This window comes from Kitasatospora aureofaciens, assembly GCF_019192735.1.
Taxonomy (GTDB): Bacteria; Actinomycetota; Actinomycetes; order Streptomycetales; family Streptomycetaceae; genus Kitasatospora; species Kitasatospora aureofaciens_A.
Window position 1 is genome coordinate 141,800 of record NZ_JAHTKP010000011.1, and the last position, 26,034, is coordinate 167,833.

21 protein-coding genes are annotated in these 26,034 nt (G+C 72.9%); 3 read left to right on the top strand and 18 right to left on the bottom strand.

Annotation, left to right across the window (positions count from 1 at the left end):
• Positions 1-7 precede the first annotated feature (7 nt).
• From cobA to argC, 16 genes are all read right to left on the bottom strand, one after another.
• Positions 8-1,255, bottom strand: a complete 1,248-nt coding sequence (gene cobA, locus KV557_RS14470; RefSeq protein WP_218200304.1) for a uroporphyrinogen-III C-methyltransferase — start codon at positions 1,253-1,255, stop codon at positions 8-10.
• A gap of 105 nt (positions 1,256-1,360) precedes the next feature.
• Entirely contained in the window at positions 1,361-5,071 is a 3,711-nt protein-coding gene (gene cobT, locus KV557_RS14475; RefSeq protein WP_218200305.1) for a nicotinate-nucleotide--dimethylbenzimidazole phosphoribosyltransferase, read from the bottom strand.
• Between the two features lie 544 nt (positions 5,072-5,615).
• Positions 5,616-6,875, bottom strand: a complete 1,260-nt coding sequence (cbiE, locus tag KV557_RS14480) for a precorrin-6y C5,15-methyltransferase (decarboxylating) subunit CbiE (protein WP_218200306.1) — start codon at positions 6,873-6,875, stop codon at positions 5,616-5,618.
• Positions 6,876-7,063: 188 nt separating this feature from the next.
• On the bottom strand, positions 7,064-7,699 hold the full coding sequence (locus KV557_RS14485; RefSeq protein ID WP_218200307.1) for a GNAT family N-acetyltransferase: 636 nt from the start codon (positions 7,697-7,699) through the stop codon (positions 7,064-7,066).
• A 199-nt stretch (positions 7,700-7,898) separates the two neighbouring features.
• On the bottom strand, positions 7,899-8,726 hold the full coding sequence (locus tag KV557_RS14490) for a MetQ/NlpA family ABC transporter substrate-binding protein (protein ID WP_218200308.1): 828 nt from the start codon (positions 8,724-8,726) through the stop codon (positions 7,899-7,901).
• Positions 8,727-8,783: 57 nt separating this feature from the next.
• Positions 8,784-9,521: a methionine ABC transporter permease gene (locus KV557_RS14495; protein ID WP_218200309.1), complete on the bottom strand. Its 738-nt coding sequence runs from the start codon at positions 9,519-9,521 to the stop codon at positions 8,784-8,786.
• On the bottom strand, positions 9,518-10,543 hold the full coding sequence (locus tag KV557_RS14500; protein WP_218200310.1) for a methionine ABC transporter ATP-binding protein: 1,026 nt from the start codon (positions 10,541-10,543) through the stop codon (positions 9,518-9,520). The genes KV557_RS14495 and KV557_RS14500 overlap by 4 nt, the downstream gene beginning before the upstream one ends.
• A gap of 578 nt (positions 10,544-11,121) precedes the next feature.
• Positions 11,122-11,625 (bottom strand): GNAT family N-acetyltransferase, encoded by a 504-nt coding sequence (locus KV557_RS14505; protein WP_218200311.1) that lies wholly within the window; start codon positions 11,623-11,625, stop codon positions 11,122-11,124.
• A gap of 420 nt (positions 11,626-12,045) precedes the next feature.
• Positions 12,046-12,303 (bottom strand): hypothetical protein, encoded by a 258-nt coding sequence (locus tag KV557_RS14510; RefSeq protein ID WP_218200312.1) that lies wholly within the window; start codon positions 12,301-12,303, stop codon positions 12,046-12,048.
• A gap of 108 nt (positions 12,304-12,411) precedes the next feature.
• Complete coding sequence (gene argH, locus KV557_RS14515) at positions 12,412-13,836, bottom strand: argininosuccinate lyase (RefSeq protein ID WP_218200313.1); 1,425 nt, start codon at positions 13,834-13,836, stop codon at positions 12,412-12,414.
• A gap of 51 nt (positions 13,837-13,887) precedes the next feature.
• Complete coding sequence (locus tag KV557_RS14520) at positions 13,888-15,081, bottom strand: argininosuccinate synthase (protein WP_218200314.1); 1,194 nt, start codon at positions 15,079-15,081, stop codon at positions 13,888-13,890.
• A gap of 151 nt (positions 15,082-15,232) precedes the next feature.
• Positions 15,233-15,781: an arginine repressor gene (locus tag KV557_RS14525; protein ID WP_218200315.1), complete on the bottom strand. Its 549-nt coding sequence runs from the start codon at positions 15,779-15,781 to the stop codon at positions 15,233-15,235.
• Between the two features lie 23 nt (positions 15,782-15,804).
• Entirely contained in the window at positions 15,805-17,010 is a 1,206-nt protein-coding gene (locus KV557_RS14530) for an acetylornithine transaminase (protein ID WP_218200316.1), read from the bottom strand.
• A complete protein-coding gene (gene argB / locus KV557_RS14535; RefSeq protein WP_218200364.1) occupies positions 17,007-17,882 on the bottom strand; it encodes an acetylglutamate kinase in 876 nt (291 codons plus the stop codon). Before argB ends, KV557_RS14530 begins: the two co-directional genes overlap by 4 nt.
• Positions 17,883-17,964: 82 nt before the next feature.
• Positions 17,965-19,119 carry a bifunctional glutamate N-acetyltransferase/amino-acid acetyltransferase ArgJ gene (gene argJ, locus KV557_RS14540; protein ID WP_218200365.1) on the bottom strand — a complete coding sequence of 385 codons (1,155 nt, stop codon included), beginning with the start codon at positions 19,117-19,119 and terminating at the stop codon, positions 17,965-17,967.
• 14 nt (positions 19,120-19,133) lie between these two features.
• A complete protein-coding gene (argC, locus tag KV557_RS14545; RefSeq protein WP_218200317.1) occupies positions 19,134-20,162 on the bottom strand; it encodes an N-acetyl-gamma-glutamyl-phosphate reductase in 1,029 nt (342 codons plus the stop codon).
• A gap of 473 nt (positions 20,163-20,635) precedes the next feature.
• Here argC and KV557_RS14550 point away from each other — a divergent pair, with 473 nt between their 5' ends.
• Positions 20,636-22,054 (top strand): hypothetical protein, encoded by a 1,419-nt coding sequence (locus tag KV557_RS14550; protein WP_218200318.1) that lies wholly within the window; start codon positions 20,636-20,638, stop codon positions 22,052-22,054.
• The gene (locus KV557_RS14555) at positions 22,051-23,340 is read left to right on the top strand and encodes an ABC transporter substrate-binding protein (protein ID WP_218200319.1); all 1,290 of its coding nucleotides are present in this window, start codon (positions 22,051-22,053) and stop codon (positions 23,338-23,340) included. The genes KV557_RS14550 and KV557_RS14555 overlap by 4 nt, the downstream gene beginning before the upstream one ends.
• On the opposite strand, the gene KV557_RS14560 is transcribed toward KV557_RS14555, so the two are convergent.
• Entirely contained in the window at positions 23,331-24,083 is a 753-nt protein-coding gene (locus KV557_RS14560) for a TnsA-like heteromeric transposase endonuclease subunit (RefSeq protein ID WP_308129892.1), read from the bottom strand. The two genes, KV557_RS14555 and KV557_RS14560, sit on opposite strands and share 10 nt — an antisense overlap.
• Positions 24,084-24,271: 188 nt before the next feature.
• On the opposite strand from KV557_RS14560, the gene KV557_RS14565 reads away from it, so the two are divergent.
• A complete protein-coding gene (locus KV557_RS14565; RefSeq protein ID WP_218200321.1) occupies positions 24,272-24,694 on the top strand; it encodes a hypothetical protein in 423 nt (140 codons plus the stop codon).
• 117 nt (positions 24,695-24,811) lie between these two features.
• On the opposite strand, the gene KV557_RS14570 is transcribed toward KV557_RS14565, so the two are convergent.
• Entirely contained in the window at positions 24,812-26,014 is a 1,203-nt protein-coding gene (locus KV557_RS14570; protein ID WP_218200322.1) for a methyltransferase, read from the bottom strand.
• Positions 26,015-26,034: the final 20 nt, after the last annotated feature.

Genomic DNA, 26,034 nt, shown 5'->3' on the forward strand with positions numbered 1-26,034 from the left:
CGCGCGTTCAGCGCCGGAAGGCCGCCGCCAGGACGTTGACGACGTCGCCGATGACGATCACGGCCGGCGGCTTGATGCCCTCGGCGTCGACCACGGCGGCGACGGTGCCCAGGGTGGCGTCCACCCGGCGCTGGGCGGCGGTGGTGCCCTCCTGGACGATCGCGACCGGGGTGTCCGCCGGGCGGCCGTGCTCGACGAGCTTCGCCGCGATCGCGCCGATCTTGTCCACGGCCATCAGCAGCACCAGGGTGCCGCTCATCTTCGCGGCGGCCTCCCAGTTGGTGAGCGAGCGATCGTCGTCCGGGCCGACGTGGCCGGAGATCACGGTGAACTCGTGCGTCATGCCGCGGTGGGTGACCGGTACGCCGGCCGCCGCCGGGACGCTGATCGAGCTGGAGATGCCCGGCACCACGGTGACCGGCAGCCCTGCCTCGGCGCAGGCCAGCAGCTCCTCGCCGCCGCGGCCGAAGACGTACGGGTCGCCGCCCTTGAGCCGGACCACGAACTTGCCCGCCTTGGCGTGCTCGATCAGCGTCCGGTTGATCGCCTCCTGGGCCATGAACCGGCCGTAGGGGATCTTGGACGCGTCGATCACCTCGACGTGCTCGGGCAGCTCGGCCAGCAGCTCGCGCGGGGCGAGGCGGTCGGCGACGACGACGTCCGCGTCGGCCAGCAGGCGGCGGCCGCGCACGGTGATCAGGTCCGGGTCGCCGGGGCCGCCGCCGACCAGGGCGACGCCGGCGCCGTGCGCGCGGTACTGGCGGGCGGCCAGCGAACCGTCCCGCAGGCCGTCCACGATGGCGTCGCGCAGGGCGGCGGAGTGCCGCGGGTCGCCGGTGAGGACGGCAACGGTCGCGCCCGCGTCCCGACCGCTGGCCGGGGTCCAGGCGGTCGCGGCGGCGGCGTCGTCGCTGCGGGCGCAGAACACCCGCTCGCGCTCGGCCTCCGCGCTGACCGCGGCGTTGACCGCCGGGTCGTCGGTGGCCACCAGGGCGTACCAGGCGCCCGCCAGGTCGCCGTCCTGGTACGGGCGGGGGTGCCAGGTGAGCTCGCCGGCGTCGGCCATGGCCTGGACGGCCGGGGTGGTGGCCGGGGATATCAGGTGCAGTTCCGCACCGGTGGCGATCAGCGCCGGCAGCCGGCGCTGCGCGACCTGGCCGCCGCCGACGACGACCACGCGGCGGCCGGCGAGCAGCAGCCCGACCGGGTAGGGGGTACGGCCTTCGGTGCTGGGGTGCGGGGTGGGCGCGGTCATCGGCAGTGCTCCTGATCGGGCGTGCGGGTGTGGGGCGGTACGGCGAGACGCCGCTCCGCGGGCCGGCGCGCCCTCGGGCCGGCCCGCGGAGCGGTGACGGGAACGTCAGGCCTTCTCGGTGACCCCGGCGGAGTCGAAGGTGGCTACATCGTGCATCGCGCGGGCCGCACTCTGCACCAGCGGCAGAGCCAGCAGGGCACCGGTGCCCTCGCCGAGCCGCAGGTCCAGGTCGATCAGCGGACGCAGGCCGAGCTTCGCCAGCGCGGCCTGGTGGCCGGGCTCGGCGGAGCGGTGGCCGGCGATGCAGGCGGCCAGCACCTCGGGGGCGATCGCCTTGGCCACCAGCGCGGCCGAACCGGCGATCACGCCGTCCAGCACCACCGGAGTGCGCAGCGAGGCGGCGCCCAGCAGGAAGCCGGCGATGGCCGCGTGCTCCAGGCCGCCGATGGCGGCGAGGACGCCGATCGGGTCGGCCGGGTCGGGCTGGTGCAGGGCCAGCGCGGCGCGGATCACGTCGACCTTGCGGGCGTGCGTCTCGTCGTCGATGCCGGTGCCGCGGCCGGTGACCTCGGCCGGGTCGAGGCCGGTGAAGACCGAGATCAGGGCGGCCGAGGCGGTGGTGTTGGCGATCCCCATGTCGCCGGTGACCAGCGCCTTGTTGCCGGCCGCGACCAGGTCGCGGGCGGTCTCGATGCCGACCTCGATGGCCTTGAGGGCCTCCTCGCGGGTCATCGCCGGGCCCTGGGTCATGTCGTCGGTGCCGGGCTTGACCTTGCGCGGCAGCAGACCGGTGGTGCGGCCCTGCTGGATGGCGTCGGGCAGCTCGGCGGCGACGCCGACGTCGACCACGCAGACCTCGGTGCCGATCTGCTTGGCGAAGGCGTTGACCACCGCTCCCCCGGCCAGGAAGTTGCCGACCATCTGGGCGGTCACTTCCTGCGGCCACGGGGTGACGCCCTGGGCGTGCACGCCGTGGTCACCGGCGAAGATCGCGACGCAGGCGGGCTCCGGGATCGGCGGCGGGCACTTGCGGGACAGGCCGCACAGCTGGGCGGAGATGATCTCCAGCATGCCGAGCGAGCCGGCCGGCTTGGTCATCCGCTTCTGCCGGTCCCAGGCCTCGCCGAGCGCCTTGGCGTCCAGCGGGCGGATGCCGCGCAGAGTCTCGCCGAGCAGGCTCTGCGGCTCCTCGCCGGGCAGCGCGCGGTTGCCGTACTGCTCCTCGTGGACCACCCAGGACAGCGGGCGCTTCTTCGCCCAGCCCTGCTGCTCCAGCTCGGGCTCGTCCGGGAAGGCGTCCACGAAGCCGACGCACAGGTAGGCGACGACCTCCAGGTGCTCGGGCAGGCCGAGCTCGCGGACCAGCTCCTCGTCGTCGAAGAAGCTCACCCAGCCGACGCCCAGGCCCTCGGCGCGGGCGGCCAGCCAGAGGTTCTCGACCGCCAGGGCGGCCGAGTACGGGGCCATCTGGGGCTGGGTGTGCCGGCCCAGGGTGTGCCGGCCGCCGCGGGTGCGGTCGGCGGTCACCACGATGTTGACCGGGGTGTCGAGGATGGCCTCGATCTTGATTTCCTTGAACTGCTTCGCCCGGCCCTTGGGCAGCGAGTCCGCGTACGCCTCGCGCTGGCGCTCGGCCAGGGCGTGCATCCGGCGGCGGGTCTTCGCCGAGCGGATCACCACGAAGTCCCAGGGCTGGGAGTAGCCGACGCTGGGCGCGGTGTGGGCGGCCTCCAGGACGCGGATCAGCACCTCGTGCGGGATCGGGTCCGGGCGGAAACCGTTGCGGATGTCGCGGCGCTCGCGGATCACCTGGTGGACGGCCTCGCGGCCGGCCTCGTCGTAAGCCGGGGCGGCCGGGCCGCGCGGCTCGGCGGGCTCCTCGGCGACGGGCTGCGCCTCGGCGGGCTGCTCGTCCGTGGCCGGCTGCTCCTCCGTGGCCGGCTGCTCGGCGGGCTGCTCCTCGGCGGACGGCTCGGTCGCGGCGGGCTCCCGGGGGGCCTCGACCGGGGCGGCCTCGGCGGCGGCCTGGGGGTCGACGGCCGGCTCGGTGACGGCCTCGGCGGGCTCGGGCGCGGGCTCGGCGGTGACCGGCTGCGGCTCGGCCTCGACGGGCTCGGCGACCTCCGGGGTGGCCTCGGCCTCGGGCACGACGGGCTGCTCAGCGGCGGGCTGCTCGACGGCGGCCTGCTCGACGGCGGCCTGCGGCTGCTCGGCCTCGGGCACGACGGCCTCGGCGGCCTGCTCGACCGGGGCTTCGGCCGGGGTCTCCACCGGGGCCTCGACCTGGGTCTCGACTGCGGCGGCCTCCTGCGGCTGCTCGGCCTCGGCGGCGACGACGGCCTGACCGAACGGCATCTCGCCGGTGCCGGCGGCGGTCTCGGCCACGGCCTGCGGCTCCGTCTGTGGGGCCTCGACGGCCTCCGGCGCAACGGTCTGCTCGACCGGCTCCGCGGCCTCCACGACCTCGGCAGCCGCGGCCTCGACGACCTCCGCGACCTCGGCCACCGGGACCTCCACCGCCTCGGGCTGAGGCTGGGGCTCGGCTGCGGCCCCGGCGGGCGCTATGGGAGCGGGCTGCTGCGGGGCGACCTCCTCGGCCACCGGCGCCTGCTCGGTCGCCCCGACCTTGGGCAGGCCGTGCGGGGTCGGCGCGGCGAGGAAGGCGGAGATCCGGCGGGGCTGCCCGGCGGGCGCGGTGGCCTCGGCCTGCTCGGCCACGGCGGCAGCCTGGGCGGCCTCCTCGACGACGGGTGCCTCGACGACCGGCTGGACCGGCTCGACGGCGACCGGCTCGACGACCGGGTCGACTGCAACGGCCTGCGGCTCGGCCTCGACGACCTCAACGGGGGCGGCGGCCTCGACCACCTCGACGACCTCGATCGCCCCGGCCGTCTCGACGGCCACGACCGGCACACCCTGCTCGACGGGCAGCGGCACCTGCACACCGCCCGGGATCTCCTGGACGGCCTGGGCGTTCTGAGCCTCCGCCACCACGCCCGGCACCTCCGCGACCGGCACCGCGTCCACGGCCGGCGGCACGGGCACGACCGGAACGGCCTGCGGCACGGGCGCCGCCACCGGCACCGGGGCCTCGGCCATCGGCGGCCGGCCGACGACCGGGATGCCGTGCGCGGGCGTGCCCCCGTGCGAGGGACCGCGGTCGGCGAGCGAGCGGACCGGGACCTGGCCGGTCATCAGCGACGGGTCCGGGATCGGCGGACCGGCGTGCAGTGGGCGGCGCGGCGGCTGAGCGGCCGTCACCGGCTCCTGGATCTGCGGCTGCACGGCGAAGGGCTGCTGCGCCTGGACGGCCGGGTCGGCGCCCGGCACCGGCGGCTCCACCGGCGGCCAGGACGGCTCCACCGGCATGCCGTCCTGGAGCGGCGCGACCGGCAGCTGTTCGGCCGGGACGGCCACGGCCGGCTCGCCCCAGGAGCCCTGCGGGCCGGGCATCAGCAGGACGTCGTCCTCGTCGTCGAGCCCGTCCGGCTGGTCGGGCTGGTCAAGAAAGTGGAAAGCCGGGCGCGGAGCACCCGGGTCGACCGCCCAGCCCTCACCGGGCACACCGTAACCGGGGACACCCTGCGGGTGGCCCTGCGCCGGGATGACGCCGGCGGGCGGCACCGCGCCGGGCAGGCCGGTCCCCGGCATCGCCGGGTTCGGGATCACGCCGCCGTCGGTCATGACGCCCTGCACGGGTGCGACACCCTGCACGGGTGCGGCGGCCGCGACGCCCTCCGGGCCGCCGAGCGGGTCGGGCCCTGCGTGCAGGTGCTCCGGCAGTCCCTCGCCCGGGACGTGGCCGCCATCGGTCATTGTCAAAGCTCCTTCCAGGCCGCTGCCGCGCCCTTGGCGACACGATCACCGACCGCAGCGCCCATCCGCAGGGCCGGGCCAGCACCGACCCGCCCCTCAACCACATACGGCCGCCGCGCCGAGGCGCTGCGGCCAAAGTCCTTCCGGCGCGCTGCGGCACCCCGGTCCGCGCGCCTCCCCTGCGGGGCGGCGCGCCATCTGAAACAACGACAACCCGGGGCGACCGGCACCACCGCACCGGACCCTACGGCATTCTCCAGGTCCGGCACGCGGCCCGTCGAATTGCCCACACTCCGAGCCGGCCCTGGGGGCACCTCCCGGCCGCCAGGCTGGGGGAGTTGCGCCGCGTCAAAAGGTGACAAACCGACCGGATCGGGCTGGTCACCGACCACCGCGGCCGCCCAGGACGCCACACTACCGGCCCGGCGTCGTCACCTCTCGAATCAGTGTCCGGATGCGACCTGGATCACCGCCCGGGCCCGCCGCGATCGTCACCGGGACCCCACCGGCGGCACCGGTCGGGCCCAGGACGCGCCCCGGGCCTTCACACGATCTGCTCACCCCAGAGCAGCAGCGCGCCCGGCTCGCCCGCCCCGAGCTCCAGCCCGCCGCCGTCGGCGCCGCGCAGCGGGGTGGCATGCAGCAGCGCGCCGTCCGCCCGGTAGCCGGCCTCGGTGATGGCCCGGCGGATCTCCTCCGCCTCGGCGAAGGTCCGGGGCACCGCCACGAACCGCTCGGGCCTGCGGGCCAGCACCGCGCGCACCACGTCCAGTTCGCCCGACTCGACCACCGCCGCGTCCGGCTCGGGCAGCCCGCCCAGCACCTCGGGGCCGCGGCCGTGCACGGTCTCCACCTCGACGCCGTACCGGCGGGCGTTGACGGCCAGCCGGGCGCAGGCCGAGCGGGACGCCTCGACGGCGACCACGGCGGCGCCGAACCGGGCCGCCTCCACCGCGAGGGCGCCGCTGCCCGCGCCGACCGACCAGACCAGGTCCCCGGGACGTGCACCCAGACGGGCCAGCACCAGGGCGCGCACGTGCGCGGGCAGCGCTACCGATGCGCCCGGCTCGTCCGTGCGCCGGGCGCCCGCGTAGGCGTCGCCGGGGAGCGCCCAGCCGCGTTCCGCGCCGGGGAAGCCCACCGGGCGCCCCGCGAGCCAGCCGGCCGCCTCGTCCGCCGCCCCGGCCGGGGCGGCGCCGCTGTTGCCGCCGATCACCAGCACCACGTTGGGGTCGCGCCAGGTGTGATCGGCGATCCGGTCGGAGGTGAGGACGGTGACGTCCTCGTCGGGGGTGCCGAGGGCCTCGCAGACGACGAAGGTGCGGTGCACCCCGCGCAGCATGAGGGCGAGTTCGCCCGGCCCGGCGCCGGGGGCGGTGAGCACCGCGACCTTGGGATGGGCCCGGCAGATGTTGGCCGCGCGGCGCAGCCGTCCGCCGTGGGCGCTGACCACCTGGGCGTCCTCCCAGGGCATGCCCGCCCGGGCGAAGGCGGCGGCGACGGAGGAGACGGCGGGCAGGACTTCGAGTTCGAGGCCGTACTCGGGACGGCGCAGGGCGCGGACGACGCCGAAGAAGCCCGGGTCGCCCTCGGCGACCACGACGGCGGCGCCGCGGTGCTCGGCGATCGTGCGGGCGGCCTGCTGGATGTTGCCGAGCGCGATCCGCTCGGCGGCGGGCGGCACCGGGAGGGCGCCCAGCTGGTAGGGGGCGCCGGCCACCAGGGTCGCCGCGGCGAGGGCCGCACCGGCGGCCTCGGTCAGCGGCGTGCCGTCCCACCCGATGACCGTGATCCGGTCAGCCATCTGCGGCCGTTCTCCCTCGACTCGGTGCGCGCTCGACAAAAGGTGCGCGCTCGACTCGGTGCGCGCGTCGGTGCGCCGACAAACCGCGCCGGAGTACGGCGCCGGACAGAGGCTACCGGGTGTGATCCCATCGGTGCCGACATCTCGTACACCTGTCCGTGAAGGGTGGGAGACGAATGCGGGCGAAGTCAGTCGCGCAGTACGTAGCGGTGGTCGCCGTGCCGGCCGAGGTGATGCGGCTCCGGGGCCTCCAGGTCCTCGGGGAGGAGGCTCCACAGGATGACGTCACTGCGGCTCTCTTCCACCACCTCGCCGGATTCCCCCCTGACTATCCACGCGCTGCGCAGCACGCCCTCGCTGATGCCGCCGATCTTCTGGGCGACCTGCTGGCCGGAGGTGTTCCCGGCGGCGGTGCGCATCTCCAGCCGCAGGAAGTCGCGGTCCTCGAACAGCCACTGGGCGACCCCGAGGACGGCCTCCGGCGCGTAGCCCTCGCCGCGCGCCCAGGCGGCGGTGACGTAGGCGATCTCGGTGGAGCGCAGCCGCCAGTCGGTGTTGCGCAGCTCGACCAGGCCGACCAGGCGCTGGGTGAGGTGCTCGGTGACGGCGAGGACGATGCCGCGCCCGGCGGCCCGGTGGGCGGGGGCCAGGGCGCGGGCGAGTTCGGCCGCGTACTCCTCGGTGAAGGGGTGCGGGAGGTCCGTCCAGGCCAGCACGAGGTCGTCGGCCATCATCGCGGCCAGGCCGGACGCGTCGTCCTCCGCAAGGGGTCGCAGCAGCAGCCGCTCGGTGCTGATGGCGGTCTCGGGGAAGCTCGCTGCCATGCCGTCTCTCCTCGCCGGGTCGTGAACACAACACCGTACGCCTGCGCCGCGCGCTGGGTATCACGCGGTGCGCCGCCCGCACGACGGTACGTCAGAACGCCGTCGGCCAGGGCGTCACTGGTGCATACTGCCCGACCGGGCCCGCGCCGAGGTGCGGCGGGGGCCCGGTCGGAGGTCAGGGCGCGGATCGGATCGCGGCTCAGAAGGCCGGGACGACCGAGCCCTTGAAGGTGTCGTCGATGTACTTCTTGACCTCGTCGGAGTGCAGCAGCTCGGCGAGCTTCTTGACCCGCGGGTCGTTCTCCTTGCCCTTCTTGACGGCGAGGATGTTGGCGTACGGGTTGCCCTCGGCCTTCTCCAGGACGAGCGCGTCGGTGGCCGGCTTCAGGCCGGAGTCGAGCGCGTAGTTGCCGTTGATGACGGCGGCGTCGAGGTCGGCGACGGAGCGGGGCAGCTGGGCGGCCTCCAGCTCCTTCCACTTGAGGTTCTTCGGGTTGCCGGTGATGTCGGCCGGGGTGGCGGCGGTGCCGGCGCCGTCCTTGAGCGTGATGAGCTTGTTGTCGGCGAGCAGCTTGAGCGCGCGGCCCTCGTTGGTGGCGTCGTTGGGCAGGCCGATGGTGGCGCCGTCCGGCAGGTCGGTGATCGCCTTGACCTTCTTGGAGTAGACGCCCAGCGGCTCCAGGTGCACGGGCTCGACCGAGACGAGGTCGGTGCCGTGCTTCTTGTTGAAGTCCTCCAGGTACGGGACGTGCTGGAAGTAGTTGGCGTCGGCCGAACCGTCCTGCACCGCCGTGTTGGGGGTCACGTAGTCGGTGACCTCCTTGATGTCGAGCTTGAGGCCGGCCTTGTCCGCGAGGTTGTCCTTGACGAACTTGAGGATCTGCCCGTGCGGGGTGGGGCTGGCGACGACGGTCAGCGGCGCGTTCGGGTCCGAGGAGCCCGAGGAGCCGGAGCTGCCGCAGGCGGCGAGCGAGAGGGCGACGCCGGCGGTGGCGAGGACGCTGGTGAACTTCAGGGCGTTGCGCACGAAAAGTGCCTTTCTGCGTGATACGGGGAGCCGCGGCCGGAGTCGGGCGCGGGAGGTCTAGGAGGCGACGACGTCCTCGTCGGGGGTGGCCGGGCCGGCCGGGGTGCGGCCGAGCAGGCGGGTCCGGCCGCCGGTGCGGCCGCGGTTGGCGAGGCTTCGGACGGCGAAGTCGCCGAGCAGCTGGACGGCGGTGACGATGATCACCAGCTCCGCGACGATGACCCACATGAAGGCGGTCTCGAAGCGCTGGTAGCCGTAGTTGACGGCGAGGGTGCCGAGGCCGCCGCCGCCGACGGTGCCGGCCATCGCGGAGTAGCTGACCAGCGTGATGATCGTGGTGGTCACCGAGGCCGCCAGGCCCGGCAGTGCCTCGGGGAGCAGCGTCTTGCGGACGATCGTCCAGGTGCTGCCGCCCATCGACTGGACGGCTTCGACGAGGCCGCGGTCGACCTCGCGGACGGAGGTCTCGACCAGGCGCGCGAAGAACGGGATGGCGCCGATGGTGAGCGGCACGGTCGCCGCCTGCCAGCCGATCGACGTGCCGACCAGCCAGCGGGTGAAGGAGATCAGCGCGATCATCAGGATGATGAACGGCACCGAGCGGGCGATGTTCACCACGAAGCCGATGGCCTTGTTGACGGCCCGGTTGGCCAGCAGGCCGCCCTTGTCGGTCAGCACCAGCAGGACGCCCAGCGGCAGGCCGAGCAGCACGGTGACGGCCGCGGACACGCCGACCATCTGGAAGGTCTCCTGCGTGGCCGGCCACATCAGGGCCTGCATCTGGTCCCAGGTCATGCCAACGCTCCGTCCGCCGCGCCCAGTACGTCCACCTGCAGGCCCTGTTCGCGCAGGTAGCCGATCGGCACCACGTTGTCCTGGTGGGCGCCGGACAGCTCGACCCGCATCCGGCCGACCATCCGGCCGGCGATGGTCTCCACCGCGGCGCCCAGGATGTTGATGTCGATCTGGTAGGTGCGGGCGAGCTGGGAGACGAACGGCTGGGCCGAGGTGTCGCCCTGGAAGGTGATCTCCAGCACGGTCGACCCGGCGTGGCCGGTGCCGAACTCGCTCAGCGGGAACAGCTCGCGGGCCAGCTCCGAACCGGGCTTGGCGAGCAGGTCGGTCAGCTCGCCGGACTCGACCACCCGGCCGCCGCGCATCAGGGCGGCGGAGTCGCAGACGGACTTGATGACGTCCATCTCGTGGGTGATCAGCAGGACGGTCAGGCCGAGCTGCTGGTTGAGGTCGCGCAGCAGCCTGAGGATCGAGCGGGTGGTCTCCGGGTCGAGCGCCGAGGTGGCCTCGTCGGAGAGCAGCACCTTCGGATCGCCGGCCAGCGCGCGGGCGATGCCGACGCGCTGCTTCTGGCCGCCGGAGAGCTGGTTGGGGTAGCTGCGGGCCTTGTCGCCGAGGCCGACCAGGTCGAGCAGCTCGGCGGCCCTGCGGCGGCGCTCGGTGCGGTCCAGGCCGATGATCTCCAGCGGGAGTTCGACGTTCTGCTGCACCGTCCGTGAGGAGAGCAGGTTGAAGTGCTGGAAGACCATGCCGATCCGGCGCCGGGCCTCGCGCAGTTCCTTGCCGGCCCGGTTCTCGCCGCCGGACAGCGCGGTCAGCTCGACCCCGTCCACGGTGACGGTGCCGGAGGTCGGACGCTCCAGCATGTTCACGCAGCGGATGAGGGTGGACTTGCCGGCGCCGCTGGTGCCGACGACTCCGTAGACCTCGCCCGGGCGGACGTGCAGGTCGACGCCGGCGAGGGCGGTCACCTCGCGGCCTCGGGAGCGGTAGACCTTCGTGAGGTCCGTGGTGGTGATCACAGCTGCTTCCGTGGGTCAGGGGCGGGCGGCGCGTCGACCGCCCGACCGGGTTGCGGTCGGCGGCGTCCACGGCGCTTCGCCAGGGGGATCCGGACCTGCCACCCCTTGATCGTGGCCGCTGGACGGCGGGGCCGCGCGACGGCGTGGCCCTTACGAGTCATCGGCTACGGGTCATCGGCACCCGCGGGTGTGCGGGCAGGCGAAAGGAAAAGGAAGGGGTACGGCAGGCTGGGCGCGCTCACACGAACGGGAACGGGCGCCGGGGTCTCGCTTCGGGGCGCGAGGAGGGGGACGGTGGCCCTCAGCAGTGACACATTCGACGGCACATGGCACGCTCACCTGCCGGCAGAGTGCCGGTGGGGGTCCATTTCGTCGTCGCAGTCATGTGAGCCAGTAAATCAGATGGGCCTATTTGTGGCCCAATTATGTGGATGCGATGTCCGCAATGCGGACAGTCAACGCCACTACCTGCGGCGATACGGCTCGGCGCCGCCACCGGGGTGTCCGGATGTTGGCGGCGCCGAGGGGGCATGGGCGGGTGCGAACAGATCTGAACGGGTGCGAACGGGCGAAAGGGCTCAGGCGGTCGCGGCGAGTTGTGACGCGGCGGACTTCTCCAGATGCACGAAGCTCAGCCGGCTGCTGACCTGCTCGACCTCGGTCTGGCGGTAGCCCTGGCGGGCGTACAGGCGTAGGTTGCCGAGGCTGCGGTGGCCGGTGAACAGGCGGTACGCGGTCACCGGGCGGCCGTCCTCGACCAGGCGGCGCTCCAGCGCGTTCAGCAGCCGGCCGCCCAGGCCGTGTCGCTGCATCCGGGGGTGGACCACCAGGCGCCCTATCCGGCCGATGCCGTCGGCGTCGACGTGGCCGCGGACGGTACCGACCACCTCGTCGCCCAGCCGGGCGACCAGGAAGTGCTGCTCGGACAGTTCGGCGCGCAGGCTCTCCAGGCTCTGTGTCAGGGGCTCGATCGCCCAGTCGCCGTACAGCTCCGCCTCGGCCTGGTAACCGAGGTACTGAAGCTTGAGGATCTGCTCCGCGTCCTCGTCGTCCGCCGCCGAGATGATCACGCTCATGCCCATGTGCTGGGGCCTCCCCATCGTCGTGCCCGGCGCGCAAACGTGAGGGTGCCGCACCGGATGCCCTGCCGGAGGTGTCCCGGCCGGGGATCTGCCCTGGCCGGGGGTGGCGCACGAACGTACCAGCCGCACGGCCCGGGAGGGGACCATGCCGCCGGCGACGCGCTCACGCTCAGTATCCGAGTGATCGCGGCACCGTCAAGAGCTACGTTCGCCAGCGCTCTACCCGTGTGTCAGGTTCTCTCAACCTTCGGGGGGTTGGACGTGGCGAGGGTCACGCGAGGGATGGGGGTGAGTGAAGGGGCCCGCGCGGGAGTGGAGCGAGGAAGCGCGCGGGTTGGACGTGGCGAGGGTCACGCGAGGGATGGGGGTGGGTGAAGGGGCCCGCGCGGGGTCTGGCGTGAGGAGATTCACCTCGAACCCTCACAGGTACCGCTCGGTGTGGAGGAGGGCACGCAGGCAGGCGAGGCAGCGGGAGCGGGTGGGGCCGATGGAGCCGCGGGGCATGCCGAGGCGTTCGGAGAGTTCGCGGTAGGTCGGCGGCGGGTCCTCGGCGAGGGCGGCGACCAGCTGGGGGCAGCGGCCGGGCAGGGCGGCCACCGCGTCGCGGACCACGCGGCGGCGGCGCTCGGCGAGGAACACGTCCTCGGCGGAGGGGACGGTCGGAAGGCTGGTGCACACACCGTGCTTGACGGGCCCGGGCGGGGCCGGTTACGCCCGGCCGGTCGCGCGGACGGGAAAGGGGCGCGACGGTCCGACCGCCACGCCCCTCCCCCACTGCTCCCGGAGTCAGTTCCCGACCCACTCCTGCTGGCGCGCCAGGTCGGCCTTCACCTCGGCGAGCTGCACCGCCACCGCGGACGGGGCCGTGCCGCCGCGCCCGTTGCGGGAGGCGATGGCGCCGTGCACGCTGAGCACCGTCCGCACCTCGGGCGTCAGGTGCTCGGAGATCGACGCGAACTGCTCGTCCGTCAGGTCCGACAGCTCGATGCCCTGCGCCTCGCAGACCTTGACGCAGGCGCCGGCCACCTCGTGCGCGACCCGGAACGGCACGCCCTGCTTGACCAGCCACTCGGCGATGTCGGTGGCGAGCGAGAAGCCGGCCGGGGCCAGCTCCTCCAGCCGCTCCCGGTGCACGGTGAGGGTGGCCATCATCCCGGTGAACGCGGGCAGCAGCACCTCCAGTGTGTCGCAGGAGTCGAAGACCGGCTCCTTGTCCTCCTGGAGGTCCCGGTTGTAGGCGAGGGGCAGCGCCTTGAGGGTGGCCAGCAGACCGGTCAGGTTGCCGATCAGCCGGCCGGACTTGCCGCGGGCGAGCTCGGCGATGTCCGGGTTCTTCTTCTGCGGCATGATCGAGGAACCGGTGGAGAAGGCGTCGTGCAGCGTGATGAAGCCGAACTCCTTGGTGTTCCAGATGATCACCTCCTCCGCGATCCGGGAGAGGTTGATGCCGATCATCGCGGTCACGAACGCGAACTCGGCGACGAAGTCGCGCGAGGCCGTGCCGTCGATGGAGTTGCCGACCGAACCGCCCTCGAAGCCGAGGTCGGCCGCGACGGCCTGCGGGTCGAGGCCGAGCGAGGAGCCGGCCAGCGCCCCGGAGCCGTACGGCGAGACGGCCGTGCGGGCGTCCCACTGGCGCAGCCGCTCGGCGTCCCGGCCGAGGGCCTGGACGTGCGCGAGGACGTGGTGGGCGAAGAGGACGGGCTGGGCGTGCTGGAGGTGGGTGCGGCCCGGCATCGCGGTGTCGGGGTGCGCCTCGGCCAGGCCGACCAGCGCGTGCTGGAGGTCCAGGATCAGGCCGCCGATGATCTTCGCGTGGTCCCGCAGGTACATCCGGAAGAGCGTGGCGATCTGGTCGTTGCGGGAGCGCCCCGCCCGCAGCTTGCCGCCGAGTTCGGCGCCGAGCCGCTCCAGCAGGCCGCGCTCCAGCGCGGTGTGGACGTCCTCGTCGGCGACGGTGCCGGTGAAGGTGCCGGCCTCGACGTCGGCGAGCAGCTGGTCGAGTCCGGCCAGCATGGCGGCGAGTTCGTCGTCGGTGAGCAGGCCGGCCTTGTGCAGGACCCGGGCGTGGGCCTTGGAGCCGGCGATGTCGTACGGCGCGAGGCGCCAGTCGAAGTGGACCGAGGCGGAGAGCTTGGCCAGGGCCTCGGACGGGCCGTCGGCGAAGCGCGCGCCCCAGAGTCGGACGTCGGCGTTCTGGTCGGCGGTCATCGCGTGGGCTCCTTACGGGAAACGGGCGTTGGGGGAATCTAGCGGGTGGGCTCAGGCGAGGTCACGCCGGGCGGCGAGCTTCGAGGACATCCCGAAGATCTCGATGAAGCCCTTGGACATCGACTGGTCGAAGGTGTCGCCGGTGTCGTAGGTGGCGAGGTTGAAGTCGTACAGCGACTGGTCGGACCTACGGCCGTTGACGACGGCCCGGCCGCCGTGCAGGACCATCCGGATGTCGCCGGAGACGTACTGGTTGGCCTCGTTCACGAAGCCGTCCAGCGCGCGCTTGAGCGGGGAGAACCAGAGGCCGTCGTAGACGAGTTCGGCCCAGCGCTGCTCCACCTGCCGCTTGTAGCGGGCGAGTTCGCGCTCGACGGTGACGTTCTCCAGGGCCTGGTGGGCGGTGATCAGGGCGATCGCGCCGGGGGCCTCGTAGATCTCCCGGGACTTGATGCCGACCAGCCGGTCCTCGACCATGTCCAGCCGGCCGACGCCCTGGGCGCCCGCCCGCCGGTTCAGCTCCTCGATGGCCTGCAGGACGGTGACCTTGCGGCCGTCGACGGCGACCGGGACGCCGGCGTCGAAGGTGATGACCACCTCGTCGGCCTCGCGCGGGGTGGCCGGGTTCTGGGTGTACTCGTAGACGTCCTCGATCGGGGCGTTCCAGATGTCCTCCAGGAAGCCGGTCTCGACGGCCCGGCCGAAGACGTTCTGGTCGATCGAGTACGGGGACTTCTTGGTGGTGGCGATCGGCAGACCCTTGGCCTCGGCGAAGGCGATGGCCTTGTCCCGGGTCATCGCGTAGTCGCGGACCGGGGCGATGCACTTCAGGCCGGGGGCGAGGGAGTTGATGCCGACCTCGAAGCGGACCTGGTCGTTGCCCTTGCCGGTGCAGCCGTGGGCGACGGTGGTGGCGCCGTGCTTCTTCGCGGCGGCGGCCAGGTGCTTGACGATCACCGGCCGGGAGAGCGCGGAGACCAGCGGGTACTGGCCCTGGTAGAGCGCGTTGGCCTTGAGGGCCGGCAGGCAGTACTCGTCGGCGAACTCCTCGCGGGCGTCCGCGACCTCGGCCTCGACGGCCCCGCAGTCCAGCGCCCGCTGCCGGATGACGTCCAGGTCCTCGCCGCCCTGGCCGACGTCGACGGCGACGGCGATGACCTCGGCGCCGGTCTCCTCGGCGATCCAGCCGATGCAGACGGACGTGTCCAGTCCGCCCGAGTAGGCGAGTATGACGCGCTCGGTCACGGCTTTCTCCTTACAGCTGTGCGTACTGGCCGAAGTAGCCGTACAGGTTTGCGGCGATGGGCATAAGTATGCACGACTCCGTATGAAACACAAAACCCCGGCCGGTGGGAGTCCACCGGCCGGGGTTGTGAGGTGCTCGGGTGCTCGGACGCTACTGCGCCTTGGCCTGGGCGAGTTGCATGAGGTGGTCGGCGAGCGCCTGCCCGCCGGCCGGGTCCCGGCTGATCAGCAGGACGGTGTCGTCGCCGGCGATGGTGCCGATGATCTCGAACACCTCGGCCTGGTCGATCGCCGAGGCGAGGAACTGCGCGGCCCCCGGCGGGGTGCGCAGCACCACCAGGTTGCCGGAGGCGGTGGCGGAGACCATGAGCTCGCCGGCCAGCCGGGCCATCCGCCCCTCGCTGGCCGACTCCCCCATCGGGGCGCGCGGCGTGCGGTCGCCGCCCTCGGCCGGGACCGCGTAGATCAGCGCGCCGTCCCGGTTGCGGATCTTGACCGCGCCCAGTTCGTCCAGGTCCCGCGAGAGGGTGGCCTGGGTGACCACGAGTCCGTCGTCGGCGAGCAGCTTGGCGAGCTGGCTCTGCGAGCGCACGGGCTGGCGGGTGAGCAGGTCCACGATCCGCCGGTGGCGCGCGGTGCGGGTCTGCGGCACCTGCGGCGTCGGGCCGGCGGCGGACTGGCCGGAGTGGGAAGCGGTCATGTGATTATTCTCCCGGACTACGGTCAGCTCGCATCGCCCGGGGCGCTCTCCCGCACCGTCCGGAGGATGCCGGGCAGGGCGGAGAGGAAGGCGTCCGCCTCCTGCTCGGTCAGCACCAGCGGCGGCGCGAGCCGGACCGCGTCCGGGACTGCGGCGTTGACCAGGAAGCCGGCGTCCTGCGCGGCGGCCTGGATCCTGGCCGAAACGGGCTCGGTGAGCACGATGCCGAGCAGCAGGCCGGCGCCGCGCACGTGCGAGACCAGCGGGTCGCCGATCGCCTCCACGCCGTGCCGCAGCCGCTCGCCGATCTTGCGGACGTGCTCCAGCAGGCCCTCGGACTCGATGGTGTCGAGCACCGCGAGCCCGGCCGCGGCGGCCACCGGGTTGCCGCCGAAGGTGGTGCCGTGCTGGCCCGGGGTGAGCAGCTCGGCGGCCTCCCCGAAGGCGAGCACAGCGCCCATCGGCAGGCCGCCGCCGAGTGCCTTGGCGAGGGTGACGACGTCCGGCTCGACGCCCTCGAAGGCCTGGTGGGCGTACCAGTGGCCGGTGCGGCCGATGCCGGTCTGGATCTCGTCCAGGACCAGCAGCGTCCCCGTCGCGCGGGTGATCTCGCGGGCGGCCTTCAGGTAGCCGTCGGGCAGCGGGATGGCGCCGTTCTCGCCCTGGATCGGCTCCAGGAAGACGGCCGCGGTCCCGGTGGTGACGGCCACGCGCAGCGCCTCGATGTCGCCGAACGGGACGTGCGTGACGTCGCCGGGCAGCGGGCGGAACGGGTCCTGCTTGGCGGGCTGGCCGGTGAGCGCGAGGGCGCCCATCGTCCGGCCGTGGAAGCCGCCCTGGAGGGCGACCAGGTGGGTGCGGCCGGTCCGCCGGCTGATCTTGAACGCGGCCTCGTTGGCCTCGGCGCCGGAGTTGCAGAAGAACACCCGGCCGCCCGGCCGGCCGTCCAGCTTCAGCAGCCGCTCGGCGAGGGCGATGGTCGGCTCGGCCATGAAGAGGTTGGAGACGTGGCCGAGGGTGGCGATCTGCCGGCTCACGGCCTCGACGACCGCCGGGTGGGCGGTGCCGAGGGCGTTGACGGCGATGCCGCCGAGCAGGTCGGTGTACTCCTTGCCGTCGGCGTCCCAGAGCTTCACGCCCTCGCCGCGGACCAGCGGGATCCGGGGGGTGCCGTAGTTGTCGGTGAACGTGTGCTGCCAGCGGTTCGTCAGCTGCTCGTTCACGGTCATGCCAGTCCCCCGGTCACGGTCGCTTCGTCGTCCGGCACGACCATCGTGCCGATGCCCTCGTCGGTGAAGATCTCCAGCAGCAGGCTGTGCGGCACCCGGCCGTCCAGGACGCGGGCGGTGCCCACGCCGGAGCGGACGGCGCGCAGGCAGCCCTCCATCTTGGGGAGCATGCCGCTGGCCAGGCCGGGCAGCAGCGCCTCCAGCTCGCTCGCGCCGAGCTGGCTGATCACGTCGTCGGAGTTCGGCCAGTCCTTGTACAAACCCTCGACGTCGGTGAGGACCACCAGCATCTCGGCGCCGAGCGCGACCGCGAGGGCGGAGGCGGCGGTGTCGGCGTTGATGTTGTAGACGTGGCCGTCGGCGCCGCGCGCGATCGAGGAGATCACCGGGATGCGGCCGTCACCGATCAGCGCCTTCACCGCGCCGGCCTCGATGTTGACGATGTCGCCGACCAGGCCGATGTCGACCTGCTCGCCGTCCACGACCGCGTACCGCTTGACGGCGGTCATGGTGTGCGCGTCCTCGCCGGTTATGCCGACCGCGAACGGGCCGTGCTCGTTGAGCAGGCCGACCAACTCGCGCTGGACCTGCCCGGCCAGCACCATCCGGACCACGTCCATGGTCTCGGGGGTTGTGACGCGCAGGCCGTTGGTGAAGCTGGACTCCAGGCCCAGCTTTTCCAGCTGGGCGCTGATCTGCGGGCCGCCGCCGTGCACCACGACGGGGTGCAGTCCGGCGTAGCGGAGGAAGACGACGTCCTGGGCGAAGGCCGCCTTGAGCTCGTCGTCGACCATGGCGTTGCCGCCGAACTTGATCACGACGGTCTTGCCGTGGAAGCGCTCCAGCCAGGGCAGCGCCTCGATCAGCGTCATGGCCTTGGGCAACGCGGTGTTGTTGCGGGCCTGTTCGCCCTTGGGTGCGATCTGCACGGGTATCGGGTTTCCCTCGTCCGGATCAGGTGGAGTAGGCGCTGTTCTCGTGCACGTAGTCGGCGGTGAGGTCGTTGGTCCACAGGGACGCGCCCGCCTCGCCGGCGTTCAGGTGCGCGGTGATGACGACCTCGCGGCCGGTCATGTCGACCAGGTCGCGGTCCTCCCCGACGCTGCCGCCCTTGCAGACCCAGACGCCGTTGATGGCGACGTCCAGCTCGTTCGGGTCGAAGGTGGCCGTGGTGGTACCGATGGCGGCCAGCACCCGGCCCCAGTTGGGGTCCTCGCCGTGGATGGCGCACTTGAGCAGGTTGTTGCGGCTGATCGTCCGGGCGACGTCGACGGCCTCGTCCTCGGTGGCGGCGCCGGTGACGTCGATCCGGATGTCCTTGCTCGCCCCCTCGGCGTCGGCGATCAGCTGGCGGGCGAGGTCGGCGCTGACGGTGCGGACGGCCTCGGCGAACTCGGCCTCGTCCGGGGTGACGCCGGAGGCGGCGGAGGCGAGCAGCAGCACGGTGTCGTTGGTGGACATGCAGCCGTCGGAGTCGATCCGGTCGAAGGTGGTGCGGGTGGCGCCGCGCAGGGCGGCGTCCAGGGCGGCGCTGTCCAGGTCGGCGTCGGTGGTGAGGACGACCAGCATGGTGGCGAGGCTCGGGGCGAGCATGCCCGCGCCCTTGGCCATGCCGCCGACCGTCCAGCCGGCCGGGCTGGTGACCTGAGAAGTCTTGTGCACGGTGTCGGTGGTCTTGATCGCGATCGCGGCGGCCGCACCGCCGGTCGCGCTCAGCTCCTGGGCGGCCAGGGTGACGCCGGGCAGCAGCACGTCCATCGGGAGGCGCTGGCCGATCAGGCCGGTGGAGGCGACGGCCACCTCGCCCGCGTTGAGCTTCAGCTCCTCGGCGACCTTCTCGGCCGTGGCGTGGGTGTCCTGGAAGCCGAGCGGGCCGGTGCAGGCGTTGGCGCCACCGGAGTTGAGGACGACGGCGGAGACCTGGCCGCCCTTGAGGACCTGCTCGGACCAGAGGACGGGCGCGGCCTTGACCCGGTTGGCGGTGAAGACACCGGCGGCGGCGAGCGCGGGGCCGTCGTTGACCACCAGGGCGAGGTCCGGGGTGCCGGAGGCCTTGATGCCGGCGGTGACCCCGGCGGCGCGGAAGCCCTTGGCCGCCGTCACGCCCACGTTCATGCTGCTGCTCAAGGTGCGACTCCGTTCACGGGAAGGCCCATTTCCTCGGGCAGGCCGAGGGCGATGTTCATGCTCTGCACCGCACCGCCCGCGGTGCCCTTGACGAGGTTGTCGATCGCGCTGATCGCGATGATCCGCCCGGCGGTCGGGTCCAGGGCGACCTGGACGAGGGCGGTGTTGGCGCCGTACACGCTGCTGGTCTGCGGCCACTGGCCCTCGGGCAGCAGGTGAACGAACGGCTCGGCCACGAATGCCTCGGCGTACGCGGCGCGCAGGCTCTCGGCCGTCACGCCCGGCCTGGCCTTGGCCGAGCAGGTGGCGAGGATGCCGCGCGGCATCGGCACGAGGGTGGGGGTGAAGGAGACGGTGACCGGCTCGCCGGCGAGCGGGGAGAGGTTCTGCGACATCTCCGGGGTGTGCCGGTGCACGCCACCGACGCCGTACGGGCTGACGCTGCCCATGACCTCGCTGCCGAGCAGGTGGGTCTTGGCGGCCTTGCCCGCGCCGGAGGTGCCGGAGGCGGCGACGACCACGGCCTCGGGCTCGGCGAGCCCGGCCGCGTACGCCGGGAACAGGGCGAGGGAGACGGCCGTCGGGTAGCAGCCGGGCACGGCGATCCGGTTGCTGCCCTTCAACGCGGCCCGGTGGCCGGGGAGTTCGGGCAGGCCGTAGGGCCAGGTGCCGGCGTGCGCGGAGCCGTAGAACTGCTCCCAGTCGGCGGCGGCCTTGAGCCGGAAGTCGGCGCCGCAGTCGACGACCAGGACGTTCTGGCCGAGCGCCTCGGCGACGGCCGCGGACTGGCCGTGCGGCAGCGCCAGGAACACCACGTCGTGGTCGGCCAGCACCTCGGGGGTGGTGGGTTCGAGGACGCGGTCGGCGAGCGGGATCAGGTGCGGCTGCAGGGCGCCGAGCCTGGTGCCCGCGTTCGAGCCGCCGGTCAGCGCCCCGATCTCCACCTCGGGGTGGCCGAGCAGCAGGCGCAGCACCTCGCCGCCCGCGTACCCGCTCGCGCCGGCGACGGCGACTCGAAATGCCATGGCGTTCCTCCTTAGTCGTGGCATGAATATACGCATCACGGAACATCCATGCAAGGAGGATGTGGCGGGACCACCCGGGCAGGTGAGACTGAGTGGCCGAGTTCGCCCGTGAGCGTCAGGGTTGGCCCGCCTGAGCGTCGGAGTTGGCCCACGCCGATGAGCCCGGCCGGCGTCGGTAGAGTCGTGCAGTGACCCGGCATGCCGCTCAGTCGTCTCTGCCGACCCGAGATCAGCTCTGCGATCTGCGGGATTTCCTTCACGGGCGGAGTTACTCCGTTGACTCGGTTGCCCTTCGGCTCCCCGGCGAACCGCCTCATGCGGAGGGCTCGGCGATGGCCGATGTTCGCAGGTCCGCCGGCGAAAAATGACGCTCCGTCACTTTCCGCTTTCCGGTGGCCACCCCGTAGTCGCGCGGCTAGGGTGGGCGACGATCCGTCGGGCTCCTGACGGGCCGAGCGTGGGGCGGGATGCGGATGGCGGCCACTGTCGGCGTGAGGTCACGGTCGCACCGCTTCGGCCGCAGGCCCGCCGCGCCGCCCACCACTCCGGCCCGGCTGCGCCGGGTTGTGGTCGCGCTGGTCCTGTGCACGGCGGCGCTGTGGGGGACGCTGGAAGCGGCGCTCGCCGGCGCGCACACGACGGTGTCCGCCGCCGAAGCCCACGCCGATCCGGCCCTTGTCGACATCGCGCAGCTGTCGTACCTGCTCGCCGACGCGGACCGGGTCGCGGCCGGGAGCTTCGCCTCGGGGACGGTGCGCCTGAGTGGACCGGGGCAGCGCTACCAGGACGATCTGAAGTCGGCTCACCAGGCGTTGGCCCGGGCCGCCGAGCACGACGCGACCGGGCCGGCCGGGAGCGGGCGACTGCAGGCCGTCGAGGGACTGCTCGTCGAGTACACCAGCCTGATCGAACAGGCGCACGCCACCGAGAACCAAGGTGCCCTCGGCGCCGCCTACTTGAGCTACGCCTCAAGCCTGATGCACAAACCCGGTGATGGAGTCCTCGCCCAGGTCCAGCAACTGCGGGCCGCCGATCAGCGGGAACTGAGCCGGCAACAGCAGAGCGGATGGCTTGCCCCGGTCGTGTTGCTCGGCGTGCTCGCCCCTGCGGTGCTCGCCCTGGTCCTGCTGGTCGGTACGCAGCGCTTTCTGAGCCGCCACTTCAACCGGCGGCTCAACCCGTGCCTGCTCACCGCGTCCGTCCTGCTGCTCGCGCTGGCCAGCTGGACGGTGGTGGCGACCCTGCACACCGACCGGGCCTTCGGCACCGCCACCGACGAGGTGCTGCCCCGGCTGACCGCCGCCTGGCAGGCTCGCGCGCTCGCCGCCGATGCGGCAGGCGGCGATGCGCTGGCGGTGGTCCAGACCGTCCCCGGACAGGACCTTTCCGACGACTTCGCCACCTACACCGGCCCGCTGGCAGACCGTCCGGTCACGCCGGGAGTGGTCGCGGCGGCCGAGAACCAGCAGCCCACGTTCCACGGCATCCTCGCCGACCTGTTCGATGCCGACCTCCGCCCCGACTCCTCCCCAGCGAAACGGGACGCCGCCTTGCACACCCTCCAGGACTTCCAGCAGTTCACCGCGGCCGATGCCGAGCTGCGCCGGCAGGCCGCCACGCGCGGCCCCGCCACGGCAGCCGCGGCCGACCCCGCCGTGGTGGCCACGGCTGTTGGCCCCGGCGCCGCCCAACTGGGCGGCGCCGGCGCGGCGTTCGACGCCGACCTGGCCCGTCTCACGGAGCTGGACCGGCAACGGCTGGCCGATGCCGAGTCAGCGGCCCGCTCCGACCTGGGCCTGGGCCGCGCGCTCCCGGTGCTGTGCGCCGCCATCGCGGTGCTCTGCCTGGGCGGCCTCTGGCCACGGATCGACGAGTACCGGGCCGCGCGATGAGCAGGGCAGGCCGCTGGGCCCGGGCCGGTCTCGCCCTGCTGCTGGTCGCCCTCTTCGGCCCCACGGCCTGCAGCAGCGGCGAGTCGGGACCTGTGGTCCATGTGCTCGGCACCTGGACCGGCAGCGAGCGGGACTCGTTCCTGGCCATGGTCGCGCCGTTCGAGCGGCGGACCGGGATCAGGGTGGACTACCAGGGCTCCCGGGACTCCGACACCGTGCTGGCCGACCGGGTCGGCAACGGGACGCCGCCCGATCTCGCCGTCCTCTCCAGTCCCGGAAAGCTGGTGCAGTACGCCCGGGCCGGTCGGTTGGCCCCGCTCGACGGTGCGCTCGACCTGCCGGGCATGGCCGCGCAGTACGGAGCGAGCTGGGTGCGGTTGGGCGCCGTGGACGGCAAGCAGTACGCCGTGTTCGTCAAGGCCTCGGTGAAGAGCCTCATCTGGTACTCCCCCAAGGCCCTTGCCGCACACGGCTGGACGCCGCCCGGCAGCTGGGACCAGTTGAACACCCTGGATCGGCAGATCGCCGGGTCGGGTGTCCCCCCGTGGTGTGTCGGGCTGGAGTCGAGCTCCGCCTCCGGCTGGCCGGGCACCGACTGGCTGGAGGACATCGTCCTCGCCCAGTCCGGGCCGGACGTCTACGACCAGTGGGCCAGCGGCGTGCTCGCCTGGAACTCTCCTGCGATCAAACGGGCCTGGCAGACCTGGGGAGACGTGGTCGCCGCCAAGGGCCTGGTCCGCGGTGACTCCCGCGGCATGCTGCTCACCAACTTCGCCGGCTCGGGCGGCTCGCTGTTCGGCCGGCAGCCGGGCTGCTACTTCGAGCACGCGGCGTCCTTCATCACGGACTACTACCAGCAGGGCGACCCGCAGCTCAAGGCCGGCGAGGACTACGACTTCGCCCGGTTCCCGACCATCGACGAAGGGTTCAAGGGCACCGAGGAGGTGGCGGGCGACCTGCTCGGCATGTTCCACGCCACCCCGGCCGCCCAGCAGCTCGTCGCCTACCTCACGACACCCGAGGCGCAGCAGATCTGGGTGGCCCGCGGCGGTGCGCTGAGCCCCAACCGCCAGGTGCCCACCACCGTCTACCCGGATGCCCTGTCCCGCCGCCTGGGCCAACTGCTGGTCGACGCCCGGGCGGTACGGTTCGACGCCTCCGACCTGATGCCGGACGCGATGCAGAGCGCGTTCTACCGAGCCGTGCTCGCCTACGCCAACGACCCTTCGCAGCTGGACACCCTGCTCGCGGACCTGGACCAGGTCCGGGCCACCGTCTACGCCTGACTTTCGCTCGGTGACTCACAGTCAGGTGGATCATGGTCAACTGAGGTGTGTGTCCCTCTTGAAACAGCAGTCGAACCGTGACCGAACCTCCGAGGACATTCGTGGACCAGCTCCATCAACTCGCTTTGCAACCCGAGTTGGTCGGTCATCCGGCGCCGGCGGGCGGAAAGCGCATCAAGCCCGGTCAGCACCTGGCGCCGCCAGCCCGTCGCCACCGTGTAGCGCCATCCGGCCGCAGCCGCCGCCCGGTCTGCGGCGGCGAACTTGACCGCGTCTTTCTCCTTGATCAGATGGGCGGGCCGGACGTCGATCAGCACAGCCGTCCCAGGCAGAAGCACTAGGAAGTCCGGCGTGTGGTCCTCGGCGCCGTCGGCCGTGGTGAACCGCAGCCTGAACGGCTGGGACAACACCTCTTCGACGCCGCCGGTGAAGTCCAAAGCCAGTAGCAGGCGACGCTCAGCCAGGCTCTCGAAGCCGTGCATCCGGCCCGTGGCCAGCAGAAACTGCAGCCCAGGGCGGTGCCGCTGCCCCGTTCGCCAGGTGAACCCGCGCACTGGCACCGACGCGAGCGCCGGGACGCCGGCCAGACCCTGAACCGGGCAGATCACGTCCGCCCCGGCCGTCTTCCACGTTGCCGTCCACCGCCGGGCCCACCCCGCACCCGTCTCCAGCCGTTCCGCCACGACCGGATCGATGCCGAACGGCGCGACAAGATCATCCAAAGTGCAGCTGTGCGACCACACCGGCCGAGCGACTCCCGCCGTGCCCACCGCCTCCATGCGCCCAGGGCACCCCGCCTGTAGAAGCTCCCGCACGACTTCTCTCGAAACCCTGCAGGTGGGGTGAGCGAACCGCTACCCTGCGGGCCAACTGCCACGCTCAGACAGGCCGGCCCTGACGCTCCCGACCGCTACACCTCGCCGGAACTCGCGTGCCGAAGGCTGAGGTGCTGCCGCGCCTTGCGACCGCCCTGAGCGTCGCCCCGGCCGACCTGTGCACCGTCGACCACGAGCGCCTGGTCCACTTGCGGGTATTCGCAGGCCACAGCCGCGCCGAGGCGGCCAGGGCGCTCGGCATGGCGATGGAGACCTACCGACAGCTGGAGACCACCGGACAGCATGGCCTGGCTGTCCCCAGCCACAATGGCTACCAACCAGGTGGCTACACCTCCTGGGAGGAGCGGGCGCTGGCCGCCTATGGCGTCCCCCTCCTGCGGTCGCGGGCTGCCGTGCAGCACACCCATGAGCACTGGGAGCTTGGGAGGGCTGAGCAGTGTCGCCGCTGGATGGAAGACCCGGAACGGGCCGCGGCACTGGATCACATCCTTCAGCGGCTGCCCCTCACGCAGTGCTGAAGATCCACCGCGCTCGCTTCACTTCTCGGCCGTGGGCCAACTCCGACGCTCAAGCGGGCCAACCCTGACACTCACGGGCCAACTCAGCCCCTCAGTCTCAGCAGGGGTGGGTCCGGCTCAGCGCTTGACGGCGCGCAGCACCACGAACTTGGGGTCCCCGGCGACGAGTTGGCAGTTTCCGAAGAGGCGGCGCAGCTTGACGTGGTAGCCGAGGTGACGGTTGCCGACCACCCAGAGTTCACCGCCCGGCCGCAGCGCGCGGCGGGCGCCGGTGAACATCCGCCAGGCGGTGGCGTCGGTGGTGGCCTGGTGGGAGTGGAACGGCGGGTTGTTCAGCACGAGGTCCACCGAGCCGGGCGCGATCACCTCCGGCGCGAGCGCGTCCGCGGTCAGGAACTCGGCCCTGGCGTCCGGGCCGAGGTTGGTCCGGAAGGTCTCCTCGGCGGAGGCGACCGCCTGGTGCGACTCGTCGACGAACAGCAGCTCGGCGTCCGGGCCGGCGAGCGCGGCGGCCGTCCCCACCACGCCGTTGCCGCAGCCGAGGTCGACCACGCGGGCGCCCGGGGCCGGGGTCGGCAGGTGGCCGAGGAAGAAGCGGGTGCCGATGTCCAGGCGCTCGGCGCAGAAGGTGCCGGCGTGGTTGACGACCGTGCGCCCGGACGCCGGGCCGATGTCGCCCGGCAGCGCGTAGCGGTGCGGCCAGGGGTTGGGGCCGGGGTCGAGCGCCGGGTCGGGGGTGCAGAAGATCAGCCGGGCCTTGCGGACGGCGAGCGAGGTGCGGGTCGGGCCGAGGATCTTCTCGAACAGCTGCAGGGTGGAGGTGTGGATCTCGGTGACCATGCCGGTGCCGATCACCACCGTGCCCGGGTGGACGGCCGGGGCGAGCCGGTGCAGCTGGTCCTCCAGCAGGGCGAGGCTCTTGGGGACGCGGACCAGCAGGACGTCGATGCGCTCCGGCGGGGTGTCACGGGTGGTGAGCAGCCGGGCCGGGTCGGTGGCGGCGCCGGCCCGCACGAGGTTGGCGCGGGTGGCCTCGCGGCCGAGGTGGGAGTCGCCGATCTGGATGGGCTCGTGGGCGGCGAGCGCGGTGGCCAGCGCGCCCCAGCGGTCGCCGAGGACGACGACCCGGCGGCCGGCCAGCTCGGTGGCCGCGCCGTCGGCACTGTCCGTCTCGCCCGCGAGGTGGCGCAGCAGGTACTCGTCGGCGGCGTCCCAGGCGCGCAGCCGCTCGCGCGGGTCCTCGGGGTAACGGGTGAGCCGGAAGGTGCCCCAAGGGGTGGTGAACGGGGTCGCGGCGGCGGGCGTGCTCTCGGGATTCATCGTGTTCTCAGGCTAGCCGA